This is a genomic window from Paenibacillus sp. MDV22-iso6, assembly GCF_058408365.1.
In genome coordinates, this window is the sequence record NZ_JBZVDZ010000015.1 from 40,968 (window position 1) to 65,254 (window position 24,287).

General features: G+C 46.3%; 17 protein-coding genes and 2 tRNA genes. 4 read left to right on the forward strand and 15 right to left on the reverse strand.

Annotated elements, in window-relative coordinates:
- Positions 1-113: 113 nt before the first annotated feature.
- From lon to AC4PM4_RS29000, 7 genes are all read right to left on the reverse strand, one after another.
- Positions 114-2,453 (reverse strand): endopeptidase La, encoded by a 2,340-nt coding sequence (gene lon, locus AC4PM4_RS28970; RefSeq protein WP_072735421.1) that lies wholly within the window; start codon positions 2,451-2,453, stop codon positions 114-116.
- An 86-nt stretch (positions 2,454-2,539) separates the two neighbouring features.
- The gene (gene lonB / locus AC4PM4_RS28975) at positions 2,540-4,294 is read right to left on the reverse strand and encodes an ATP-dependent protease LonB (protein ID WP_491615173.1); all 1,755 of its coding nucleotides are present in this window, start codon (positions 4,292-4,294) and stop codon (positions 2,540-2,542) included.
- Positions 4,295-4,463: 169 nt separating this feature from the next.
- The gene (ispG, locus tag AC4PM4_RS28980; protein WP_063566714.1) at positions 4,464-5,561 is read right to left on the reverse strand and encodes a flavodoxin-dependent (E)-4-hydroxy-3-methylbut-2-enyl-diphosphate synthase; all 1,098 of its coding nucleotides are present in this window, start codon (positions 5,559-5,561) and stop codon (positions 4,464-4,466) included.
- A 123-nt stretch (positions 5,562-5,684) separates the two neighbouring features.
- Positions 5,685-6,938, reverse strand: a complete 1,254-nt coding sequence (gene clpX, locus AC4PM4_RS28985; RefSeq protein ID WP_063566713.1) for an ATP-dependent protease ATP-binding subunit ClpX — start codon at positions 6,936-6,938, stop codon at positions 5,685-5,687.
- A 12-nt stretch (positions 6,939-6,950) separates the two neighbouring features.
- Complete coding sequence (gene clpP, locus AC4PM4_RS28990) at positions 6,951-7,541, reverse strand: ATP-dependent Clp endopeptidase proteolytic subunit ClpP (protein WP_024633993.1); 591 nt, start codon at positions 7,539-7,541, stop codon at positions 6,951-6,953.
- A 377-nt stretch (positions 7,542-7,918) separates the two neighbouring features.
- Positions 7,919-9,259 (reverse strand): trigger factor, encoded by a 1,341-nt coding sequence (gene tig, locus AC4PM4_RS28995; protein WP_090810436.1) that lies wholly within the window; start codon positions 9,257-9,259, stop codon positions 7,919-7,921.
- A 135-nt stretch (positions 9,260-9,394) separates the two neighbouring features.
- Positions 9,395-10,372 carry a hypothetical protein gene (locus AC4PM4_RS29000; RefSeq protein WP_371129279.1) on the reverse strand — a complete coding sequence of 326 codons (978 nt, stop codon included), beginning with the start codon at positions 10,370-10,372 and terminating at the stop codon, positions 9,395-9,397.
- A 190-nt stretch (positions 10,373-10,562) separates the two neighbouring features.
- Here AC4PM4_RS29000 and AC4PM4_RS29005 point away from each other — a divergent pair.
- Together AC4PM4_RS29005 and AC4PM4_RS29010 are read left to right on the forward strand one after the other, a co-directional pair.
- Positions 10,563-10,636, forward strand: a tRNA-Arg gene (locus AC4PM4_RS29005).
- Between the two features lie 294 nt (positions 10,637-10,930).
- Positions 10,931-12,166: a CynX/NimT family MFS transporter gene (locus tag AC4PM4_RS29010; RefSeq protein WP_491615175.1), complete on the forward strand. Its 1,236-nt coding sequence runs from the start codon at positions 10,931-10,933 to the stop codon at positions 12,164-12,166.
- Between the two features lie 90 nt (positions 12,167-12,256).
- Here AC4PM4_RS29010 and AC4PM4_RS29015 read toward each other — a convergent pair whose 3' ends face one another.
- The 3 genes from AC4PM4_RS29015 to AC4PM4_RS29025 all read right to left on the reverse strand — a co-directional run bounded on the left by AC4PM4_RS29015 (position 12,257) and on the right by AC4PM4_RS29025 (position 18,325).
- Positions 12,257-16,783 (reverse strand): S8 family serine peptidase, encoded by a 4,527-nt coding sequence (locus AC4PM4_RS29015; protein WP_491615176.1) that lies wholly within the window; start codon positions 16,781-16,783, stop codon positions 12,257-12,259.
- A 382-nt stretch (positions 16,784-17,165) separates the two neighbouring features.
- Positions 17,166-17,960: a class I SAM-dependent methyltransferase gene (locus tag AC4PM4_RS29020; protein ID WP_240321515.1), complete on the reverse strand. Its 795-nt coding sequence runs from the start codon at positions 17,958-17,960 to the stop codon at positions 17,166-17,168.
- 291 nt (positions 17,961-18,251) lie between these two features.
- Positions 18,252-18,325 (reverse strand) — tRNA-Arg (locus tag AC4PM4_RS29025).
- Positions 18,326-18,607: 282 nt separating this feature from the next.
- Between AC4PM4_RS29025 and AC4PM4_RS29030 the strand changes: the two genes are divergently transcribed.
- Entirely contained in the window at positions 18,608-18,901 is a 294-nt protein-coding gene (locus AC4PM4_RS29030) for a magnetosome magnetite crystal formation protein family (protein ID WP_063566709.1), read from the forward strand.
- Positions 18,902-18,979: 78 nt separating this feature from the next.
- Here AC4PM4_RS29030 and AC4PM4_RS29035 read toward each other — a convergent pair whose 3' ends face one another.
- The 3 genes from AC4PM4_RS29035 to AC4PM4_RS29045 form a co-directional block, all read right to left on the reverse strand.
- Positions 18,980-19,108, reverse strand: coding sequence for a hypothetical protein (locus AC4PM4_RS29035; protein ID WP_256336669.1), 129 nt, complete (start codon positions 19,106-19,108; stop codon positions 18,980-18,982).
- Positions 19,109-19,199: 91 nt separating this feature from the next.
- Complete coding sequence (locus AC4PM4_RS29040; RefSeq protein ID WP_063566708.1) at positions 19,200-19,556, reverse strand: hypothetical protein; 357 nt, start codon at positions 19,554-19,556, stop codon at positions 19,200-19,202.
- Between the two features lie 25 nt (positions 19,557-19,581).
- Positions 19,582-19,881, reverse strand: a complete 300-nt coding sequence (locus AC4PM4_RS29045) for a hypothetical protein (protein ID WP_063566707.1) — start codon at positions 19,879-19,881, stop codon at positions 19,582-19,584.
- Positions 19,882-20,075: 194 nt separating this feature from the next.
- Between AC4PM4_RS29045 and asnB the strand changes: the two genes are divergently transcribed.
- A complete protein-coding gene (gene asnB / locus AC4PM4_RS29050; protein WP_064635806.1) occupies positions 20,076-21,920 on the forward strand; it encodes an asparagine synthase (glutamine-hydrolyzing) in 1,845 nt (614 codons plus the stop codon).
- 80 nt (positions 21,921-22,000) lie between these two features.
- Here asnB and AC4PM4_RS29055 read toward each other — a convergent pair whose 3' ends face one another.
- Together AC4PM4_RS29055 and AC4PM4_RS29060 are read right to left on the reverse strand one after the other, a co-directional pair.
- On the reverse strand, positions 22,001-22,864 hold the full coding sequence (locus AC4PM4_RS29055) for an STM4011 family radical SAM protein (RefSeq protein ID WP_491615178.1): 864 nt from the start codon (positions 22,862-22,864) through the stop codon (positions 22,001-22,003).
- Complete coding sequence (locus AC4PM4_RS29060; protein ID WP_491615179.1) at positions 22,861-24,258, reverse strand: STM4012 family radical SAM protein; 1,398 nt, start codon at positions 24,256-24,258, stop codon at positions 22,861-22,863. Before AC4PM4_RS29060 ends, AC4PM4_RS29055 begins: the two co-directional genes overlap by 4 nt.
- Positions 24,259-24,287 lie beyond the last annotated feature (29 nt).

Here is a 24,287-nt window from a genome sequence, read left to right on the forward strand (position 1 = left end):
CTGCTGTTGGTATTATGCCATGGATTGTTCTATCATACCAAAAAAACCGTTCCAGCGGACGCCAAAGCTTCCGCAGAACGGTTTACTCTTCATACGATCCCTCGTTTAACGGGCTACAGGTGTATTCCTGCCTGTTCCACAAGCGCATGTTGCAGCACCTGATCCATATGGGCTACAGGAACAAATTCCACATCTTCTTTGATGCTGTCCGGAATATCCCGCAGGTCCCGTTCGTTATCCTTGGGCAATAATATTTTTTTGTAACCGGCGCGGTGGGCCGCCAGTGATTTTTCCTTAAGTCCGCCGATTGGCAACACACGGCCACGCAGCGTTATTTCGCCGGTCATGGCAATATCTTTGGAGACATGTTTGTTCGTTAGAGCAGAGATCAACGCAGTCGCCATTGTAATTCCTGCGGATGGTCCATCCTTTGGAATGGCTCCTTCCGGAACGTGGATATGGATATCGTTCTTCTCATGGAAGTCAGACGGGATGCCAAGCTGTGCAGCTTTGGATCGGGTGTAGCTGAATGCCGCCTGAGCCGATTCCTTCATGACATCGCCCAGTTTGCCTGTCAGCGTTAGCTTGCCTGTACCAGGTACAACGGTAACCTCGATCACGAGGGTATCTCCACCCACTTCAGTCCACGCCAATCCCGTCACAGTACCAATCTGATCTTCCAGTTCGGCCATACCATAGCGGAATTTACCCGGACCAAGGTAATCCTTCACTTCATCTGCTGTAATGTTAATCTGACCTTCCACACCAGACACGATGTTTTTGGCCGCTTTCCGACACAACGAAGCCATCTGCTGTTCCAGATTTCGCACGCCGGACTCTCGTGTATATTCACGAATGACACGCAACATGCTGTCATCCCCGATATTCAGCTGATCTTCTTCCAGACCATGATCCTGTTTCTGTTTCGGCAGCAAATAGTTTTTGGCAATTTGCAGCTTCTCCAGCTCGGTATACCCCGGAATATTGAGCATCTCCATCCGGTCCAGAAGCGGACGTGGAATGTTATGCACTGTGTTGGCAGTTGTAATAAACATAACGTTAGATAAGTCAAACGGCAACTCTACAAAGTGGTCACTGAATGTGTTGTTCTGTTCGGGATCAAGTACTTCAAGCAGCGCTGCGGAAGGGTCTCCACGGAAGTCCGAAGCCATTTTGTCGATCTCGTCCAGCAGGAACACCGGATTGAGTGAACCCGCTGTCTTCATGCCCTGAATGATGCGGCCTGGCATTGCACCAACATAAGTGCGGCGATGACCGCGAATTTCTGCTTCATCTCGCACGCCACCCAACGATATTCTGACGAATTCGCGTCCAAGGGATCTGGCGATAGAGCGGGCAAGCGACGTTTTCCCGACCCCTGGAGGTCCAACCAGACAGAGGATCGGTCCTTTAAGCTTTTTCACCAGCTTCTGAACAGCCAGATATTCAAGCACACGTTCTTTCGGTTTTTCCAAACCGTAGTGATCTGCATTTAACACATCTTCAGCCTTTTGAATATCCAGATCGTCAGCTGTCAGCTGTGTCCAAGGCAGTCCCAGCAGCCAATCCACATAGTTGCGGATAACGCCACCTTCGGCAGAACTTGATGGCATTTTCTCAAGCCGATCAATTTCTTTCTCAACCTTTTCCTTCACCTTGTCCGGCAAGCCAAGAGCCTCCATTTGATTTCGGAGTTCCTCAACCTCCCCGGCACGGCCTTCTTTCTCTCCCAGCTCTTTTTGAATCGCCTTCATCTGCTCACGCAGATAGTACTCTTTCTGGGTTTTCTCCATCTGCTTCTTCACGCGCTGGCTGATTTTGCGTTCAAGCTCCAGTACTTCCCGCTCATTGTTCAGGATGTCCAGCAACTTCTCCAGCCGTTCACGAACGTCGATGGTCTCCAAAATCTCCTGTTTGTCCTTGATCTTCAAAGACAGGTGACTGGTGATGACATCGGCCAAGCGACCTGGTTCTTCAATATCAGACACAGCCGCAAGTGTCTCAGGTGTAACCTTTTTGGACAGATTAATATAATTTTCGAACTGGTTCAGAACTGTACGCATCAGCGCATCTGTTTCCGGATGACTGTTCTCCTCTTCAGGAAGCTCTTGTGCCAGAACCTCATAGTATTCCTCGTTGTCCGTATATTCAATGATTTCAGCCCGTTCCAAGCCTTCCACAAGTACACGAATCGTCCCGTTTGGAAGCTTCAGCATCTGTCTGACCTTGGCAACCGTTCCGATTCTGAAAATATCCTCTTGTGTTGGTTCTTCAATATTTACCTCGGCTTGGGAACATAGGAGAATCAAATGTTCTTCTACCATCGCTTTTTCTAAAGCCTTGACCGATTTCTCCCGGCCCACATCGAGATGCAGTACCATACTCGGGTAGACGAGAAGTCCTCTTAAAGGCAGTAAAGGAAAACGACGACCTTTCGCTTTGCTCGGTCCCATCGCTTTCGCACCTCCAATGGCTCTCAGGTTGTAGTCATTCATTATTCTATCAAATGTTCACATAAAAAACCAATGAAGGGAAGCGCTTAGCAGCTTCCCGAATCTGTAACCTGTCCTGGACGGGGCAAGTCAGCACGTAAATAGGATGCGGATGCCGGCGGGAAAATCTCCGGTGCAGGTGTTGCTGTCTCCTCCGCAAGGTTGATTTGTTTGGCTTGCTCCTCATTAGGCACCCAGTCAAATACTTCTCGGAATACGTCTTCAACGGTATCGACCGGGATAACTCGTAAGCCATCCAGATTTTCAAAGATGGACTGCCAGTTCTCTGCCGGAATAATGACCGTTTTGGCGCCCGCCTGGAATGCAGCCTCCACTTTGGCGAGTACACCGCCTATCGGTTTTACCCGGCCATGAATACTGATCTCGCCAGTCATCGCTGTCTCATGGTCAATCGGACGCCCCTGGATGGCTGATGTAATGGCTGTCGCCATGGCAATCCCCGCAGATGGGCCATCAATTGGCGTTCCACCTGGGAAGTTGACGTGTAAATCATAGTCGTTAGGACGAATGCCCATGGCCTTTAATACGGTTATCACATTTTCAACCGAGCCTCTAGCCATGCTTTTTCGCCGGAGTGTGCGCGAACCGCCTCCAATCTCTTCTTCATCCACAACTCCCGTGATGTTAATTCGTCCCTGATCTCGAAGAGTCGGAACAGCGGATACTTCGATCTCCAGAATGGTGCCCATATTCGGTCCATATACGGCCAAGCCATTCACAAAACCGATCTGTGGCCGCATAGGCACCTTGCGATCTGGCCGGGGCTGAATCTGGCTGCTGCCAGCGACCCATTCCACATCCGACGCCTGCAGCGTTTCACGTTTTTCAGTCAAAGCCAGCCCAGCAGCGAGTTGAATGATATTGACCGCTTCACGGCCATTGGTTGCATAGCGCTTAACCACATCAACTGCCTCTAGACATGGACTGAATCCGATTTTCTGTACAGCGTCTTCCGCAATTTGCCCGATTTCTTCCGGCAGCAATGGACGGAAATAGACCTCCATGCACCGCGAGCGCAAGGCTGGAGGCAGTTCATGGGACGATCGAGTCGTCGCTCCGACAAGACGAAAATCGGCTGGCAGACCATTTTGAAAAATATCGTGGATATAAGCAGGAGTATGCGTGTCTTCCGAGTTATAGTACGCACTTTCCAAAAACACCTTGCGGTCCTCCAATACTTTCAGCAGTTTATTCATCTGAATGGAATGCAGTTCACCGATCTCATCAATAAAAAGCATCCCTCCATGCGCTTTGGTAACGGCACCGGGTTTCGGCTGTGGAATGCCTGCTACGCCCATCGCTCCTGCTCCCTGATAGATCGGATCATGCACTGAACCAATCAAAGGGTCAGCAATACCCCGTTCATCAAAACGCGCCGTCGTGGCGTCAAGTTCCGTGAATTTGGCATCGGCCTTGAAGGGAGATGACGGATTCTTTTTGGCTTCTTCCAAAACCACCCTTGCAGCAGCTGTTTTACCTACCCCTGGAGGTCCATATATAATGACATGCTGTGGATTAGCACTGCATAGCGCGGCTTTAAGGGCGCGAAGTCCGTCTTTTTGCCCTACAATGTCATTAATGGTTGCCGGACGCGTCTTCTCTGACAGGGGCTTGGTGAGTGAAATGGAGCGCAACTTCCGCAGCTTCTCCAGTTCCTTGCGGGATTCACGCTCCACCGCACCGCGATTCGTTTTCTGCCCTCGAAGTAAATTCCAGAAATACAAACCGATCACCACACCAAAAAATAACTGAATCATCATTATGACCATACCAAATTCCATGTCTCAACATCCTCCTGTTCTATCCCTATTCTCATACGAGATCATGCTAATACTTGGTAGTATAGCCTTTTCACCGAGACGTAAACGGGTGATCAGGAAATTGTATGTTTGAGAACAAAAAACAGCCCGTCAATGCTGACGGACTGTTACAAAACGATATATAAATCAATCAGTGCGAGCGGCCAGGAATAACGCCTGTCGCTTCATAAGACTCCACGATTTTGTCGATCTCTTTTTTCAATTCCTCAACCATGATCTCTTCTGGCACTTTACGGATCATTTTACCATGACGGAATAACAAGCCTTCTCCGCGTGCACCGGCAATACCGATATCCGCTTCCTTGGCTTCACCCGGACCGTTAACAGCACAACCCAGCACCGATACTTTGATCGGCACCTTAAGTTTGGAGATATACTCTTCCACTTCATTAGCAATGGAGAACAGATCGATATCCAAACGGCCACAGGTAGGACAGGAAATCAGCGTAGCTGCATTTGAAATCAGACCAAAGGTTTTGAGCAGGTCACGAGCAACCTTGATCTCTTCAACCGGGTCCGCACTAAGCGATATCCGCATCGTCGAACCAATGCCCATGGATAACAAGGCACCCATACCGGCAGAACTTTTGATTGTACCAGAGAACAATGTACCCGCCTCGGTAATGCCCAAATGCAACGGATACTTGATGATCTCAGCCGCTTTGGAATAAGCCTCAATCGCCATCGGCACATCCGATGCTTTGAGAGACACGATAATATCATGAAAATCCAATTCTTCTAGAATGCCAATGTGATAAAGTGCACTTTCTACCATAGCATCAGCTGTTGGATAACCATATTTTTCGAGCAAATGGTTCTCCAGAGAACCTGCGTTTACCCCGATCCGAATCGGAATACCCTTCTCTTTACAAGCTTTGACGACTTCCTCTACTTTGGAACGTTTACCGATATTGCCGGGATTAATCCGTACTTTATCGATGCCATTCTCAATCGCAAGGAGCGCCAGTTTATAATTAAAATGGATATCCGCTACGAGCGGAATATTAATCCGTTTTTTGATTTCCTTGATGGCTGCTGCAGCTTCCTCATTGTTCACCGTTACACGCACCACTTGGCAGCCTGCTTCTTCCAAACGCAAAATCTCTGCCACGGTTGCCTCAACGTCTGCCGTTTTCGTTGTACACATGCTCTGGATGATGACTTCGTTGCTGCCACCAATCGTTAAGTTACCCACTTTTACGGGTCGTGTATCTTGTCTTAAAAACATGAGTGATTTCTCTCCCCACAACGTCAAAGCTCCACCCTGACAGAGACATGAATTCGCCTTCTGCCAGGAGTGGAGAACTGACAAGTCTATATTTCAGTGTTGAAACGGAATATTCGCCTTTAGTTAGGCACTTTCTTCCTGCTTGTCGTCCTTGGATTGGCTCAGTTCAGGCACGACTCTCTTCTCAACGACCTCTTCGGTAATGACACAGTTCGTAACATCATCACGGGAAGGCACTTCGTACATAATCTCAAGCATAATGCCCTCGATGATTGCACGTAGTCCACGTGCACCCGTGTTACGTTTAATGGCTTCCTTCGCAATCGCCAGCAATGCTCCTGGTTCGAACACCAGATTCACATTATCCAGCTCAAGCAGTTTTTGGTACTGTTTCGTAAGCGCATTTTTTGGCTCGGAAAGAATCCGTACCAATGTGTCTTCGTCCAGCGGCTCCAAAGTGGAGATAACTGGCAAACGGCCTACAAATTCCGGAATCAGACCGAATTTCAGCAAGTCTTCCGGCAATACCATACCCAGATATTCACCTGGTTTAAGATCTTTTTGTTCCGCAACGGTATTAAAGCCGATGACTTTTTTACCGATCCGGCGTTTAATCATTTGCTCGAGACCATCAAAGGCACCGCCACAAATGAACAAGATGTTGGTGGTATCAATCTGGATGAATTCCTGATGTGGATGCTTACGACCACCTTGTGGTGGTACAGAAGCTACAGTTCCTTCCAGGATTTTCAAGAGCGCTTGTTGAACACCTTCACCCGATACATCACGAGTAATGGATGGGTTCTCGGATTTACGCGCTACTTTATCAATTTCATCGATATAAATAATGCCGCGCTCTGCTTTTTCCACATCATAATCAGCAGCTTGAATCAGCTTGAGCAGAATGTTCTCTACATCTTCGCCGACATAACCTGCTTCCGTCAATGAAGTTGCATCAGCAATAGCAAAAGGAACATTAAGGATTTTGGCCATCGTTTGCGCAAGCAACGTTTTACCAGAACCCGTAGGTCCTAACAGCAAAATATTACTTTTTTGCAATTCAACATCCTCAATCTTACTTTGTGTGTTGATCCGTTTATAGTGATTGTAAACCGCTACAGACAAAGATTTCTTCGCCTGATCCTGACCAATGACGTACTGGTCAAGAATGTCGCGGATTTCTTTCGGTTTTGGAATATCTTTGAGGTCCAGTTCTTCGTCATGACCGAGCTCTTCCTCTACGATTTCAGTGCACAGTTCGATACATTCATCACAAATGTAAACGCCCGGTCCAGCGACCAGCTTGCGCACCTGTTCCTGAGATTTACCGCAAAAAGAGCATTTCAACTGCCCTTTCTCATCGTTAAATTTAAACATGAAACCACCCCTTTAGGAATTGATCGGTCTGCTGAGCACCTGGTCAATAATGCCGTACGTTTTGGCTTCTTCAGCACTCATGAAAAAGTCACGGTCTGTGTCCCGCTCGATTTTCTCAAGGGGTTGACCTGTACGATCGACGTATATTTGATTCAGTTTCTGACGTGTTTTAATAATCCATTCTGCGTGAATTTTGATATCCGCAGCCTGTCCTTGAACGCCGCCAAGCGGCTGATGAATCATCACTTCGCTGTTAGTCAGCGCATATCGTTTACCAGGAGCTCCGGCTGTCAGCAATAACGAGCCCATGCTTGCTGCCATACCTACGCAAATGGTCGATACATCCGGCTTGATATATTGCATCGTATCGTATATACCCATCCCTGCGGTGACAGAACCACCAGGTGAATTAATGTACAAACTTATATCCTTCTCAGGATCGTCGGCTGCCAAAAACAAAAGCTGCGCTATGACAAGATTGGCTACATCGTCATCAATCGCACTGGTTAAAAAGATAATGCGATCCTTCAGCAAACGCGAATATATATCGTAAGACCGCTCGCCTCGATTGGTTTGTTCAACAACCATTGGCACCAGACTCATGAGACCAACCTCTTTTCTACATGTAATTAGACATAGGCTACCTGTAAAGCAAACCCAAATTCATTCTAACACGTTCCTGTGACAATGTCATTTTTCACAAGTGGTGTAAAGACGGAGTAAGTTTACTTTTTTGCCTGATCATATTTAACCATGTTTTCTATGTATGTGCAAATCGGAGCAATCCTATGCCGTTTCACCTTTTTTTTATTTGCAGGAGAACCATAGGACCTTGAATATGCATAACCAATGCCACAACGAAATCCATCCATATTATTACTGAATCCTCTATAAAATGGATGCCATAATTTAAAAATAAGGCACGCAATGATTCACGTGCCTTATCGTTTATTCAGCTGTTCATTACGTAACAGCTTGTCTTATTTTTCGTCAGCTTCTGCAGCAACTTCTTCAGCTGGAGCTTCAACAGCTTCAACGACTTTGCTGTTCTCAACGAGAACATCGATCGTTTTACGCAGTTTCACTTCATCACGAAGGCTGTCCAGGGAACCATTACCCTCGAGAATGCCACGAATCTCTTCAGCAGGACGCTTATAAGACTCAGCCATTTTTTCGAGTTCTTGGTTAACTTCTTCGTCAGACACTTCGATGTTTTCCGCTTTACCAACGGCTTCAAGAACCAAGTTGTTGCGAACACGTTTGGAAGCATCTTCCTGCATTTGTCCTCTCAGGTCAGCTTGTGTTTGACCAGAGAAGCTCAGGAACATTTCCAGGTTCATACCTTGGTTGCGCAGACGGTTGTCGAAATCACGCATCATGTTTTGTACTTCGCTCTCAACCATTGCAGAAGGAATATCCACTTCAGCATTTTCAGCCACTTTTTCTACAACAGCATTTTCTTGAGCTGCTTTGGCTTCATCTGCTTTGCGGGATTCCAATTGCGTTTTCAGATCAGCTTTGTACTCTTCAAGCGTATCGAATTCGCTAACATCTTTTGCAAACTCGTCATCCAGTTCAGGAAGTTGTTTACGTTTGATTTCATGTACTTTCACTTTAAATACCGCTTTTTTGCCAGCCAGTTCAGCTGCATGGTAGCTCTCAGGGAAAGTTACTTCAACGTCTTTGAAGTCGCCTGTGGACAGACCCACAACCTGCTCTTCAAATCCTGGAATGAATGTGTTGGAACCAAGTTCCAGGGAATAACCCTCAGCTTGTCCACCTTCGAACGGTACACCATCAACGGAACCGTCAAAGTCGATTACAGCAACGTCGCCGTTTTGTGCGGAACCTTCGTCGATAACAACGAGTTCTGCGTGACGTTGTTGAAGACGCTCGAGCTCTTCAGTCACTTCTACATCCGTTACTTCATGTTTGGCTACAGCAACTTCAACGCCTTTGTAGTCACCCAGTGTAACTTCAGGTTTAACTGTTACTTTCGCTTTGAACTTGAATACTTGTCCTTTAGCGAATTGCTCGACATCTACGTCAGGACGATCAACCGGGAAGATATCCGTTTGGTCGATTGCTTCTGTGTAAGCTTCAGGAAGCAAAATGTCAATTGCTTCTTGATACAGGCTTTCTACACCGAAACGAGCTTCAAAGATGGAACGTGGAACTTTACCTTTACGGAATCCAGGTACATTTGCTTGTTTAACTACTTTATTAAAAGCTTTGTCGAGTGCTGCAGTTACACGATCTGCACCCACTTCAACCTCAAGAACCCCAAGGTTCTTCTCTATCTTTTCCCAAGTTGCTTTCATTGTATACTTTCCCCTCCAAAATTCGCATGTTCACGTAGGCAATCACGTACAAAATAACCATTTTAGTATAAACAAGATTAGATTCTTTTTCAAGGGGAATCCCTTGATACGGTTTGAGGAAAACGTTTCCGGGTCCTATTGACCATCCAAACCGGCAGAAACAAACTGCTTCATTGATCGATATGCTTGCTCCAGACGAAAGCGCATCGCCCCTGTCACAGCATACATTGAGCGAGTATCTTCCTCGTCATGCGAACCGCCCAGACTGTCTGCAACGGTCATATGTAGAGCAGCTCCCCATATATCTGTCATGGAATCATTTTCTTCCAGCATAGACATGTAATCACGGGTTCCGTACACGGCCATGACATATTGAATCCACAGTTCTTGTGCAAAATAAAAGAGCGTAGGTTCATGAACCTCCGTCTGATCTGCCACTCTTTCAAGAATCTGAACGATCTGAATCGGGAAATCCTCAGGTCTAAGCGGAACGGTATCAATCTCCACTTCAACCGGCTCTTCCCCACGAGTAAACGCAATAATGCCTTGAACACCTCGGCGACGTAATGTCTGAAGCACGCGGAACTGAAGTAAAGGATGCAGCGTCTTGTCTTTGAGCCAACCGATAAGCGAATCATCAATTTCTGGCCGATCGAGATAAGCAAGCTGCTCCAGCGCCAGCATTGTTTGTTCAGATAAAGGCTCCTCCATTACGGTACGAAGAAGTTTATCCGCATAGCCATCATCCTGCTCAAGCTTGGATCGGGCATGTTGGCGTGCCATGTCCTCTTCACTAATTTCCTCTTCCTCACGCTCTTCACGAACCTCGGGTAAATCTTCCCCGTAATGAGGAAACGCAGCTTCAAGCCATTCGAGCAAGGCTCGCCATTCGTCGTAATGCCGTTCTTCCTGCCCTTGGCATTGCAGCAAAAAGCGAAGCAGTTCCATCGCTTCACCATATCGTTCATTTTCTAGCATAACCGTCAATTGAATCTGGTAATAGTCCAGCGTCTTAGGAAACAGCACAATATTGTTACTGTGCTCGGTTTCCGGGGTCGTGGATTCCTTAATAGGAGCACCTCCTCTGTATCCTGAATCTCCAGTCGCAATCAACCATAAATAGATGTATATTAAACGAAAGTCGATCTATTTTTTGAGTTCTTCTGATATTCTAACATAACCTTAATTATAATGAAAAAAACGTTACTGCCGCCAAATATCATATACGAAAAATATATAATAATAAAATGTTTGATATTCATCATTATTTATGATAAAATCAATTTTGCTTGAAAAATTTCATGTCTCAGTAGCTCAGCTGGATAGAGCAACGCCCTTCTAAGGCGTCGGTCGGGGGTTCGAATCCCTCCTGGGACGTAATTAAAGAAAAGTTTCCTTCGGGAAGCTTTTTTTTGCGTTCTGGGGATGAGAACCCCAATGGTTCGTCGGAGCATAAGCTTCGGTAGGATTACTTCGCAGTCTCGACTGCAAGGAGAGTATCCCTCCTGGGACGCAATTAAAGAAAAGTTTCCTTCGGGAAGCTTTTTTTTGCGTTCTGGGGATGATTGAATACGTTAATCGGCTGATGTTGACACGGGATGTTATGCTTGTTTATGTATATGTATGTATCAAAGTATACATATTAGACAAATAAACTATAGGAGATTTACCATGCCATCCTCTTTACATCAAAACTCACCTGACCATTCTGCAGTCGATAATTCATCGTTAGCATCCATGAAACTTGGACTCTTGCTGGCAGGCATTATCGTTATCGCTGCAACAATGCGTTCACCTATTACGGCAACAGGTCCGATTGTGGAACTGATCCGTACAGATACAGGAATAAGTCATACATTGGCAGGCTTGCTTACCTCTCTTCCTTTGCTTGCCTTCGCGGCAATCTCTCCGTTCGCTCCACAATTGGCGCGAAGATTCGGACTAGAAACCGCTCTGTTAACTGCCATAATTCTTGTGACCATAGGCGTATCCCTCCGGTTTATGCCCTCTGTTCCACTTCTTTTTACAGGAACAGCAATCCTTGGATGTGGTATTGCCCTGAGCAACGTATTGCTGCCCAGTCTGATCAAAAGGGATTTCCCATTGCGAGTGGGTCTCGTTACCGGCCTCTATTCCGTGTCCATGAATATATGGGGCGCTATCGCCTCAGGAATCAGCGTTCCCACGGCAGGCTTAACCTCCATGGGTTGGCACGCTTCACTGGGCATGTGGGCTATACTGTCCATTCTAGCCCTGATTCTCTGGCTGCCTCACGTCCGTTCTGGACGTCGCGGCGAAGTTTACGTGGCTTCGAGAACGGACGCGAAGCCGGTTCGTCTTATTACATCACCCTTAGCCTGGTATGTCACATTGTTCATGGGACTGCAATCTTTAATTTTTTACACTACAATTACCTGGCTGCCAGAGGTTCTATCTGATCAGGGTTTCAGTTCCTCTTCAGCCGGCTGGATGTTGTCTTTGATGCAAATGGTTAGTGTTCCGGTAACGTTCATCGTCCCCATTCTGGCTGGACGAATGAAAGATCAACGTTGGCTGACAGCAATTACAGGTTCATGTCTGATTCTGGGCTATGTATTCCTTTTAAGTGGTATTTCCTCTCTCGTTACCGTCGGTGTTGCTTTGGCTGGCGTTGGAGCCGGGGCTTCGTTCGGACTTGTAACCATGTTTTTTGTACTGCGTACATCCGATGCAAGACAGGCTGCGGGACTTTCAGGTATGGCTCAATCCTTTGGGTATATGCTGGCAGCCGTCGGACCGTTGCTGTTCGGTGTGCTTCATGATTGGACACAAGGATGGACCCTTCCATTGCTTTTGCAAGTTACACTTGCTGTTCTGTTACTTTTCATGGGATTGAAAGCAAGTGCCAATCGTTTGATTGGTTCATGATGAATTGGAGCTTCCATTATATAAGCAAAGAGACCTTTCCCAATGGAAAGGTCTTTTTTTGCTAAACTCACACTGTGATTAGAATAGTTATTAAAGCTTATCCAGATATTCAAGTAGACGGTACAGAACGACAGATACTTGAGCACGAGTTGATGTAGCTTTTGGAGCAAACTTGTTGCCAGACATACCTTTTACCAAACCATTCTCTACAGCAAAATGAACAGCTGATTTCGCTCCATCTGAAATTTGATCTTCATCCTTGAAACCAATGGATGTTACTCCTTGTTTTATTTCCAAAGCATCGGCAATCATCAAAACCATATTTTCGCGTGTCAATTGGTCCTGTGCACTCGCTTCTTTACTACGTGTTTCCCAATCGATTCCCGTTCCGAAAATACGATCAAGCAACGTCGCAAATTCTGCATGAGTAATGGTACTATTCGGTGAGAATGTGCTAGCACTAATACCCTTAGCAATTTGTTGAGAGGCTATAACTTCGATTTCATCTTTAGCCCAGTGGCTGTTGATGTCTCCAAAAGTTACAGCATTCTCTACAACAACATAAGAACCTGGTTGTGTTACATTGAATTCCAATTGCCCTTTTTGAGACACATTGGACAAAGACGCAGGCTCCCAAGCATCTTTTGTTGTTTGATGATAAGCAATAACTTTACGTACGTCTTTTACAGAGTTCACATCATATTTCAATGTAAGCCCAATATTGTGCTTGAATTTGTCTGCATCAAGATCAATAGATACAATTTGAGAAACAATGTTCTCGTTTTGTTTGTTATCCTTGCCTTCTGCAACATGCAACTTCAAGCTGAATCCTCTATCTGTGACGTAATCCGTCAAAGAAGCAGCAGGTATAGTCACATTGAACGTTTTGCCCTCAATAATCAGATTTTTACCTGAGGCTTGAATTTTATCAGCAATAGCCTTACTGATTGTCAGATCTACTAGACTATATTTGTCAAACTCAACGCTTGATAAATCCAGCTTGATTTCCTTCTTATCATCCTGCAACTGTGTATTAATTACCGCTTCGGAAATCGCTGCTGTAGCCTGTGTAGTTCCGTCAGCGTTTTTCTTTTCGGATACAGATGCGTCACCTTTAATTGTAGGCGTAGGTGCAGGTGATGGGGAAGAATTGGAAGAACTAGATCCGCCTGAAGACCCTGAACCAGAGCCCGGTGATGGTGTACCAGGATTAGGAACTTCCGGATCAGGATTTTTTTTCACCAGAAGTGATGTAGTCGCTGTTCCAATCAAACCTTGCAAGTCTTCAACAGACATTTCCACAATGTACTCCCCAGCTAACAACTTGCCGAGTCTAAGAGTGAATGAGCCGTCTGTTTCAACTTCAAAGGCACCTTCCGTAATCTTCTTATTCGTTGTATCTTTCACAGTGTAACCAGCCTTCAATGAAGCTGTTACATCAAGTTCAGTATCCCATCCACTTTTAAGCGCTGGAGCGGCTACGATATAAAGATCATCAACATTACCTGTCAAAGCTTCTTTGTCCGCCTGCACCACTTCCAGATTTTCTGGTGCTGTTACAACCGGAGCTGCTTTTTTCACCAAAAATGGAGAAGTATCTTCGATATACGTTTTTCCATCAACACCGATTGCAGTGATATCAACCGTATAAAGACCGTCTGGAATCGTCGTTACCTCGTCGGTAGTGTAGTCTGCATACTGTCCATCCCAAGCCAGAGTATATCTTGTGTTGGCAGCGAAACTATAGTAGTTTCCAAAAATAGATCCAATATATCCATCTCCATAATAGCCCCCATCCGGGTTAAGGCCATCGAAGATCTCAATAAGGGCAAAATTCATGGGATTGTAGAATTCCATAGCTACATTGAGTGTATCCAGCGTACCATCAGGCTTCAATGGATATTGGAACGGGTTCTTCTCTGTACCTTTCACAGTCTCAATGTATTTAACGCCTGCCAATGTAAGGTTGAAATGTGCGACATATGGAACACTAAATGTGTCCGTTCCATTAGACAACTGAAGGTAGCCTTGCGCTTCTGTTACCGCAGTAACACCTTTTGGAACTGTAATAGTAACCTGTAACTCTTCCTCACCATTCAGTGTAAAAGAGCTCTTATCCACCGCAACGGATACACCAGGAATTGTACGAGTTGGATTCACGCTTACAGTGTAGTTTCCACCGCTGCCATTCAGCGACTCCACTTTGATCGTTTTGCTGACGGTTTTTTCGTCCGTGCTGAGGAAGTTACCAAAATTCACACTACCTGTAACATTTGGTTTCTCGACAGCCACGCCATTCTCTGTGTATTTCGTTACATCCAATACTTTAACAAATGCAGCAGGATCAATCGTTTTCACCGCTTGAATACGACCTGCACCTTGATCAAACACATCGTATTTGGTCGTGTCGAGCACTTTACCATTGTTCATGAGTGCAACTTTAATATCAAATGGTGTCCAGTCACTGTGCTTCTCAATCAACAGGGCAACCAGTCCGGCAACATGAGGTGTGGCCATACTTGTACCTGATTTACGATCGTAAGCCTGTGAATAATCTGCTCCCGGTTCGTCCTTGCCATAGGCAGGAACAGTAGACAGAATGCTGGTACCCGGTGCAACTATATCCGGTTTGATATCCAGAGTCACCTTGGCTGGTCCGCGGGAGCTGGATGGATTCATTTCATCGCCAGCCGTTTGACCTTTAACGAAGTCACTAAAGCTCACTTCAACGCTTTGACCAGCATCCAGCTCAGCCTTGATACTTTCTCCATCTTCCTTCGACATGCTCAAAGTTGGAATAAGTTCAAAATTATCTCCCAAACTCACACCGATCGGGCCTGGAATATTGTTATATACGATAATAGCAACTGCACCAGCAGCTTTGGCATTGGCTACTTTCTCTACAAATGCCAGCTCACCGCGCTGTACAAAAGCCACTTTGCCTGTAAAATCCTTGCCTTCAAAGTCGGTCGGTTTACCCAACCCTGCGAATAAAAGATCATATTGATTCGTCAAAACAGCTTCCGGATCTGCTGAGAGGCTCCAGCCCATTACATCAAGTCGGTACACCGACTCAGTAACAGCCAATGGATTTTGCTCCGTTTCAGTTGGAGCAATCGCAGGCTCTTCTTTCACAGGTGCAACCTCTGGAGAGGTTTCGACTGGTGCCGAAGGCGAGGCTGGCTGAACACCCTCTTCGGATTGGCTGGCTTCCACATCTAGAGCTGTAAAATCAGCAGACGCTGTTCCAGACAATGCCGCTCCGTTTGTTGATGAAGCTTCTTCACCTGTTGCACCTTCCGGTGTTGTTGATGGTTCACCTTGAGCCGGAACTTCAGGAGTTTCCGTTCCCGGTGCTGTTCCCAGTTCAGGAGATGGCTCAACTTCAGGGACAGGCTGTTCTTCTGGAAGCGTACCTTTACCTTCCTCACCAATCCAGAAATGAGTGTTGGCTGTAATGCTTTGGCTAGGCCCTGTGGAGTTACCTACAGTGATTGCCATAGCCGATGCTCCTGGAGAACCTAATGTATAACGATTCGGGCCATCATTACCACTTGCTACAACTGCAGTCACGCCAGACAGCATGGCATTGTTAAGAGCAACCGAAGTAATGTAACTTGGATCATTGGCAGCGTTACCCAACGAGAGATTGATTACATCCATACCATCGGCAACGGAACGATCGATTCCCCCTAATACCCATGAGGTTTGTCCACTACCATAGGGTCCAAGAACACGATAGGCATAGATATCAGCTTCGGGTGCAACGCCGACAATGCCGTAGTCCCCTGCTTCTCGAGCAGCAATGGTACCGGCTACGTGAGTACCGTGGGATGTGTAATAGGCGCTTCCATTGGCATTAAACTCAGGTGCCCCAGACACTTTCCATTCTTCATGTGTTGTTTCGTAAGGATCATTGTCATTTCCTACGAAATCCCATCCACCTTTGTAGGCGTCTTGCAAATTAGGATGCTCATAATCGATTCCTGTATCAATAACACCAACTTTGACACCTTTTCCTTTGTATCCCAGATTCCATACTTCAGGGGCGCCAATAAATGGTGCGGTATCTTTCATATAAGGATTCACTTCATCTGTTTCCGGGGATACGGTAATTTCAAGGTCAGGGTATACACTGACAACGCCCGGTATGCGAAGCAACTGTCCCAATTGGTTACCCTTAAGTTCAATGGCTACACCATTCAGGGCATATGCGTAATTTTCCAATACTTCGTGTTTGATTTTATTCTGAGTGAGGCTATGTACAAATGACTGTTGTTGTTGCTCGACTTGAGTCACAGCCTTTGTTTCCATAGAGGAGGTAAAAGATTTTCCTGAGAGGGTAGATTCGCCTTGCGCAACAGCAACTGGTTTATTGGAGAGCTCAACAATTACTCTTGTTTTCTCTCCCCCAAGACCTTCTAGGCTCTTGTCCAAAAATGGATCTGCTGCAAGCTTTCCTTCCCGCTGGGCAAGAATCTCTCTCCATTGTGTGGCTTCGCCCTTGCTTAGCGAGTTCTCAAGCTGAACACCTACAGGAGCGGCTCCGGCCGCTGGCATGATGATAGAAAAAGTCATTAGGATACTTAACAATATGGATATCAATCGTTTATTCAAGGCTATGCCCCTCCTTCTCAATATGAAAGTACCTCACCAATCGCTTGGGTCCTGCTATGACAAGTACTGCAATACCTGTGAACAACTCACCGCCCTATCTGCAAGAAGATTGACCCTTGGTAAATTATTCTACTAAAATAACACATTTTCCTTCTAAATAATTACAAATATGATATCAAAATTACTTATATGGTTCTTGAGTAAGAGAAAAGCGTGAAATTGTATTTATTTGTCGATCGAATATTTCAAATTTTAAATAAGGCATAGGAAAAAAGGCCAAGATCCTCTTCATTCTGAAAAGATTCCTAGCCTAATTGTGATCGATGGATTTCATGAAAAACATTCTATTAATTCATTTAACAAAGATACATATTTTGTTTATTTAACTTCCCGGCTTCACTGCTTCAATTCGAAGACGCTTATAATCGGCATAGATTGCATCTTCTTTCCAGAGCTTCGGCACAACGATTTGGTTCGTTTCACTACAGATTTCCTGAATTTGTTCCTGACTCAAACCATCAAAATAGTCCCCTCCAAAATGAGCCAACCAGCCCTCTATACCCTGTTCACCATCCGCCAGTCTAGTAGGACGGTCATAGTGGTAGGCCTGTCGCACCAAAAACCCGCATTGTTCCAAAATGTTGCTATATTGCCCGATCGTCGGGAAATACCAAGGGTTGCGCTCTGATCCAGGAATGCCAGTGTGTCGTTCAAACACTTCCTCTAATGCATCTACAATGATCTGTACATTGCCTTTGCCACCGAACTCCGCTACAAAACGTCCCCCAGGCTTCAAAGACTTCCATATACTATCCACTACAAGTCGCGGACTTCGCATCCAATGTAGAGCTGCATTGGAAAAGACGGCATCATAGAGCTTGTTCGTCGCAAACTGATGTCCGTCCCCCTCCATGAACTCGATATTGGGAAACTTCCCTCTTGCACGACGAATCATGTCGGGTGATGCATCCATGCCGACTACCTCAGCCTGCGCTGCAGTAATTTCGTACGTCAAATCCCCTGTACCGCATCCCAAATCAAGGATATACTCCCCTTTTTGAGGTTGAAGCCATGAGATTAAACTTTTACCATAACCCGATACAAAAGCCAGTTTGTTGTCATACTCATCCGCTTGCCATTGATTAATCGATTGCATGGATACCACCATCGCTTTCATGATTGATATCTTCATTGTGTCACAAGATGGTTTATTAATTAAATATATAAATTCTATACATTTGATAGTTTACACCTATAAACAATTACCAACCTCCTAACCTCGGGGTTCTCATCCCCTGTACGCAAAAAAGCTTCCCGAAGGAAGCCTTTTTCTAACGTCCCAGGAGGGATACTCTCCTTACAGTCGAGACTGCGAAGTAGTGCTCCCGAAGCGGATGCTCCGACGAACCATTGGGGTTCTCATCCCCAGAACGCAAAAAAAGCTTCCCAAAGGAAGCTTTTCTAAATACGTCCCAGGAGGGATTCGAACCCCCGACCGACGGCTTAGAAGGCCGTTGCTCTATCCTGCTGAGCTACTGAGACAAATATGTATAATAAAAATACCGCGCGATTCCTATTATACTCTCATTTCTATATTTTTCAATAGTTTTATAAAAAAATTAATAATTGCATCCTTCCACATGACTTGAACGTATTATTTTCATACTCAACACAGGTACAGAATATGAATGCTTTAAGCAGGCAATATTGAGGATATTAAGCTCAGGCGCATTTATAATGGGCAGACATATTCAGGATGAGACTTGCTGGGTAATCATTTGCATACATACATTCTACTGAACCAAATAAAGGAGAGAAACCGCTATGAGACAACTTTTATCAGCATTATCCTACTTTAGTATCTTCTTCGCCCCGTTCCTGTTTCCCATCATTATTTGGATTGTAGCCAAAGACAACTATATTGAGGGACATGCTAAACGAGCCTTACTCTCACATATATTCCCGTTTCTTGCGGCAATCCCGCTACTTTATTTCTTCGTTACTGCCCACAGTCTAGGTTCCGCTGTCGGATTCGTAATTCTGTTCTTTGTCATTTATGCATTAAGTTTTGTGTACAATATCGTCAAAGGGATTCAAGTACTGCGTGAATATGCCTAACCACAAGCTCCACAACGAAGTTAAAATAAACATTCAAAAACCCGCCCTTCTTTTGAAAGGCGGGTTTCTGCATTCCGGTTACTTGTTTCCCTGACGCCACGGATTTCTCTGGGCAGGACGCTTGCTGTTAATGGCGAGCACTTCCTCGGCAAACTCGGTATGATGCGCATAAAGGTTCCCTTTGTTTTTCTTGAACTTGGAAGCCACTGCTATCACCTCCCCGGAACTTGGATATAGTATGGCTCCGGGTAATTCCGCTTATCCTTTGCAGCTATCGGCATTTGTTGGAACGCCCACCTTAACCTTGCCCCACCAAATAACGCTGAAGCGTCGGTCCCAGTAATCCAAAAGCAAGTAACTCACTCTGAAACCGGGCTTTATCTTCTCCTGCTGTAATGCCTTCACTGTTCTCAAACGCCGTTTCCGTGGCATCTTCAAACGCGTTGTGCATATTGTTATTGTACCAATCCAGGACTGCATCCGAATGATTGCGTACAATTCGAACGACTTCAAGCGAATTCCCTGGCTGGGTAGCCGCAACGTATACAAGCAAAGACGGATCACCCGTATTTCCAGGCTGTACCTCAACTTCTGCACAAGACAATCCATCCACTTCGGTTAATCTGCGTATTTTGGCATCCTGAATGGCATACATTTGTTATCGCGCTCCTTTGTCCATTTCATGTACTTTGTTCGATCTGGTATCGGGTCTCTGGTGTTCCCAAACGGTAAATCTCCCGATACACCTGCTGTAACACAGCTTCATATGCGCGGTTTACAGACTCCTCCGGCGTATCCGGCCAAGGGAATACCATTCCTGGAAAGGCCTCTTCCTCTTTTTCCTGCATCAGATTAAGCAGTCCCAGTAATTGTTCCGCCTCCTGCGGCGTCGCCTGGATCACCCATTCATACGATGTTACGTGCGGGTCCGGAATAACAGAGCGCCCCATGACAGATACATAATAGGTCATACTGTCCATTTGCAAGTTCTCTCCTTCACAGGCATGTTGAGGCCGTTGTCCCTAGATATAGTTTCCGAAGAGGACAGACATTTTATGCCTGCTTTCGGCATATATTTGTTACGACTTCTGACGAAAAAGACAACATTTGCTGGCTGTTAGCAACTAAGCAGCCATACGGATGAATGACTCGACTAAGAAAGGATGAACAAACCATGTGCGGTATAACCGGCTTCATACAGTGGAATCGGGATTTGACCCAGGAATCAGAGCTGCTGGTCCGGATGACGGACAGCTTGTCGAACCGGGGGCCCGACGCTTCAGGTACATGGATCTCCAATCCTTGTGCGTTCGGACATCGGCGTCTCAGTGTTATGGACCCGGAGAACGGGGCACAGCCCATGCATGCGTTACAGGGAGACACCTCCTATACCGTCGTGTATAACGGAGAACTATACAATGCACCCGAGTTGAAAAAGGAATTGCTCCAGCGCGGACACCATTTCCGCACACAATGTGATACGGAAGTGCTGCTCGCCTCTTATATTGAGTGGGGACCGGCCTGCGTTGACCGGTTTAACGGAATTTTTGCTTTCGCCATTTGGGATGGCGGACGCGAACAGGTTTTTATCGCCCGTGATCGGTTGGGTGTCAAACCCCTGTTCTACAGTCATGCAAAGGATGCACTCGTATTTGGCTCAGAACCCAAAGCACTGCTCATCCACCCGGATGTAGAAGCTGCAGTAGGCCCTGAAGGTTTGGCAGAAGTATTTATTGTCGGTCCTGCCCGGACACCTGGACACGGCGTATACTCCTCCCTTAACGAGCTCAAACCTGCGCATGCGCTTATCTACAACCGAAACGGTATTAAAACCTATGCTTACTGGAAGCTGGAAAGTCAGAATCACGAACATAATTTGGAAGAGACAGCTGCCGAAGTACGCAGACTGTTGCAGGATACATTAGAACGCCAATTAGCTTCTGACGTTCCGGTCTGCTCTCTTTTGTCGGGGGGACTGGATTCAAGCGCTCTATCTGCGTTAGCGGTAGATTATTATAACCGTACAGGTCAAGGCCAGGTCAGCACGTATTCTGTTGACTATGTGGATAATGCAAAGCATTTTCAGGCCCATTCCTTCCAGCCTGGTGCAGATGGACCCTGGATTAAGCGTATGGTGGATGAACTGAAGACAGATCATCACTGGATTGAGATTGAAAATGGGGAGTTGGTTCATGCACTGACCCAGGCGATGCTTGTGCGGGATTTGCCAGGTATGGCGGATGTAGATTCTTCTCTCTATCTGTTCTGTAAAGAAATCAAAAAAGGAGCCACCGTTGCCATTTCGGGCGAAGCAGCGGATGAAGTATTTGGCGGTTATCCTTGGTTCCACCGGGAAGAGATGCTCAACTCCGGTACATTCCCATGGTCTGTTGCGCCTGATATGCGAGCAGGATTATTATCCCCGGACATTCGGGAATGGATCAGGCCACTCGACTATCTCGCGGACCGCTACTCGGATGCTGTGGCTGAAGTACCTTTACTCGATGGGGAGACCGGTAAAGCAGCCCAAATGCGAGTAATGTCCTATCTGAACATCACCCGCTTCATGCCTACACTACTGGATCGGAAAGATCGGATGAGTATGGGAGCGGGCCTTGAGGTTCGGGTACCTTACTGTGATCACCGTTTGATTCAATATGTATTTAACGTGCCTTGGGACATGAAAATGACAGGCGGACGGGAAAAAGGCATTCTGCGTAAAGCGCTGGAAGGTGTACTGCCTGACGATGTGTTGTACCGGAAAAAGAGTCCTTATCCGAAAACACATAATCCGCAGTATCTTGCTGCCGTTAAACAGCAGGTGCTTGATATTCTGGATGACGCAAGCTCACCGATCTTGCCTTTAATCGACAAAGCTCAAATTCGTAAATTGGCCTCTTCACCGGATGCTTCATCGAACCTGCCCTGGTTTGGACAGTTAATGTCGGGTCCACAGCTATTTGCATATCTGACACAGATCAACTCGTGGTTGCGTACGTACAAAGTGGCCATTCGATAAAAAAAGCTATCTTTTCATTCTTAAAAGGGGTGCCGATGAGCAGCATAATAGCTGTTCATCAAGCACCCCTTTACCGATATCTATGGATTGATCAGTACCGGATTACGTTCAAGCAATCCACTTCCAAAGATGTCTCTGAACGGAGAATCCTCCATATGAATATAACCGATGTAACAGCCACACTTCTTCATGCCACACGGCCGATCTGCGGCCAAAGCCTGCAAACCATCGCGGTAGAGATGCCCAATAATTCGACGATCCTTGTAACACCTTTTTACATGCCCTGACCCTTGCACATAAAATACCTCCGAACCAGCGGAACAGCGCTTGCCCAGACTCTCATAATCCCGCAGGTTCCCATCAAACAGCGGATCAACGGATCGTAAAAAGTCGACCTCTTCCACGCTGTAATAATTGGGTCGATCTTTAAATGCATTGATCCACATATACACGTCATCGGGTAACGCCTGCCTCATCGATTCAATAGCAGGAAATGCGCTGCGCAATCCAACCGTCCCCACACTGAAAGCAAGTCCCATCTCACGTAAAGTCAAACATTGTTTGACGAAGGAAGACTCCTTCGTTTCACGCGGGTGATAGGTTGCCCAGAATGCCGCTTTATCCCGGTTCATTTCGCGCGCCCAGTCCAGTTTGACAGACAGATTGGTTTGGACTGCAGTTTTATCCACATGTGGCATATGCGATAGTTCAATCATCGCTTCCCGATACCAACGCCTTACCAGAGCTTCTCCATACGGGTTAAAGAAAATCGAAAATTGATGTCCAGCACTCTCCTGATCCCTCACCCAATTCACAAATTGACGCAGTTGTTGTTCATCCACTTCCAACGTCTCCTTGGAATCTACCGTTTTGCTAAACGGGCAGTATGGACAGTCGTAATTACAGGACGACAGCTTCCCCCGATAATACAAGGTTGCTCTCATGAGAACACAAACCCTTCCATTTGTTCACGAACCTCAGCGGATATGAGCCAATCTCCAATGGCATCCGAGTAGCCTAGTCCCTCTTCTGTCAGACGCAGTACCCGGTTACCCTTATCGTCCTGCTCAAGCTCAGCCATGCCCTCAGACAACAGTTCACTCAACCATCCGTAGTCTGACAGGACTTCCGTCCCGAATCGTTGATCATAATCCGACAGCGCCAAACCTTCCCGATGCAGCAGGGCTTTCAGAATAAAGCGGCGCTTCTGCTCCTCCCGGCTGAGTACAATGCCGTAATCGGCCACATCATAACGCTCGGTTGCCACATAATCGGCGATGATGCTCTGTGTGGTCTTATAACTAACACCATACTTGGAAGCATAGTGTACTTCACTGGTATAAGAGCGTGCACCGCAACCCAGACCAACCATGCCTTCCTCCTGACAGCTGTAGGGTAGATGCTCTTTGCTTCCAGAAGATGATTGTTCTTTGGCAAATCTGCGCATGGAATACTGGACATAGCCTCTGCTTTTTAAAGTCTCACGCGCAGCCTTATACAGCTCCATCCGAATATCCGGTCCCTGACGTTGTATATCATCCGGTTTCACAATGGTATTCTCGCGGGTGTACAGTGGGTAAATGAAAATCTCACCCGGTTCATATGAAAGGACACGTTCCAGCGAATACAGCCATGATTCCACCGTTTGTCCTGGCAGACCATAGATTAGGTCCAGATTCAACAGAGGGAATTCATACCGTGTAAGCTTCTCAAGCGCGCGTTCCACTTCCTGTGGTTTTTGCGGACGGTAAATGGCCGAGGCTTCGGCTTCGATAAAACTTTGGATGCCCATACTTACCCGGTCCACACTTCGCTCCTTCATGATCGCCAATTTGGCTTCCGTCACGGTATCCGGTGATGTTTCTACCGAGATCGAAGCTTGCGTTGGATCGAGCCCCATCACCTGTTCCGCAATATCGAACAAGCGGTTCAATTGAATTTCATTTAATAATGTGGGCGTCCCACCACCGATGGCAAACCTCGAATAGGGTCTCCGTGATGTGAGTGGTGCCCACTGTTTGGCTTGCCGTTCCAGCGCATCCACATAACGCACATGGGTGTCATCACGACGATCCGGCAACGTGAACAGGTTGCAGAATCCGCAACGAGCGGCACAAAACGGAATGTGCATATATAAAAAATACGTATCGGTATTCTCACGTTCCCACAATGGACCGAGCGGTAAAGGTGGGTTCAACTCCCGATATGCGGTCTTGTGGGGATACGAATATAAATAAGAGCGATAGGGGGAAGCAAGCACTTCTCTGAGACCTGTAGCTGTATTGGATCCGGACTGTGCGGAATGACCTGCTGTCGTATGTTGAGATTGATCGTCCATCGGTTTCCTCCCTGTATCCGGTTTGTAGT

Coding starts and splice junctions, on each gene's coding strand:
- clpP (WP_024633993.1), bottom strand. CDS start 7,541: ATGAGTCTGGTGCCAATGGTTGTTGAACAAACCAATCGAGGCGAGCGG.
- lonB (WP_491615173.1), bottom strand. CDS start 4,294: ATGGAATTTGGTATGGTCATAATGATGATTCAGTTATTTTTTGGTGTG.
- AC4PM4_RS29055 (WP_491615178.1), bottom strand. CDS start 22,864: ATGAGAGCAACCTTGTATTATCGGGGGAAGCTGTCGTCCTGTAATTAC.
- tig (WP_090810436.1), bottom strand. CDS start 9,259: ATGAAAGCAACTTGGGAAAAGATAGAGAAGAACCTTGGGGTTCTTGAG.
- AC4PM4_RS29020 (WP_240321515.1), bottom strand. CDS start 17,960: ATGAAAGCGATGGTGGTATCCATGCAATCGATTAATCAATGGCAAGCG.
- lon (WP_072735421.1), bottom strand. CDS start 2,453: ATGGGACCGAGCAAAGCGAAAGGTCGTCGTTTTCCTTTACTGCCTTTA.
- clpX (WP_063566713.1), bottom strand. CDS start 6,938: ATGTTTAAATTTAACGATGAGAAAGGGCAGTTGAAATGCTCTTTTTGC.
- AC4PM4_RS29045 (WP_063566707.1), bottom strand. CDS start 19,881: ATGGACAGTATGACCTATTATGTATCTGTCATGGGGCGCTCTGTTATT.
- ispG (WP_063566714.1), bottom strand. CDS start 5,561: ATGTTTTTAAGACAAGATACACGACCCGTAAAAGTGGGTAACTTAACG.
- AC4PM4_RS29060 (WP_491615179.1), bottom strand. CDS start 24,258: ATGGACGATCAATCTCAACATACGACAGCAGGTCATTCCGCACAGTCC.
- AC4PM4_RS29030 (WP_063566709.1), top strand. CDS start 18,608: ATGAGACAACTTTTATCAGCATTATCCTACTTTAGTATCTTCTTCGCC.
- AC4PM4_RS29010 (WP_491615175.1), top strand. CDS start 10,931: ATGCCATCCTCTTTACATCAAAACTCACCTGACCATTCTGCAGTCGAT.
- asnB (WP_064635806.1), top strand. CDS start 20,076: ATGTGCGGTATAACCGGCTTCATACAGTGGAATCGGGATTTGACCCAG.
- AC4PM4_RS29040 (WP_063566708.1), bottom strand. CDS start 19,556: ATGTATGCCATTCAGGATGCCAAAATACGCAGATTAACCGAAGTGGAT.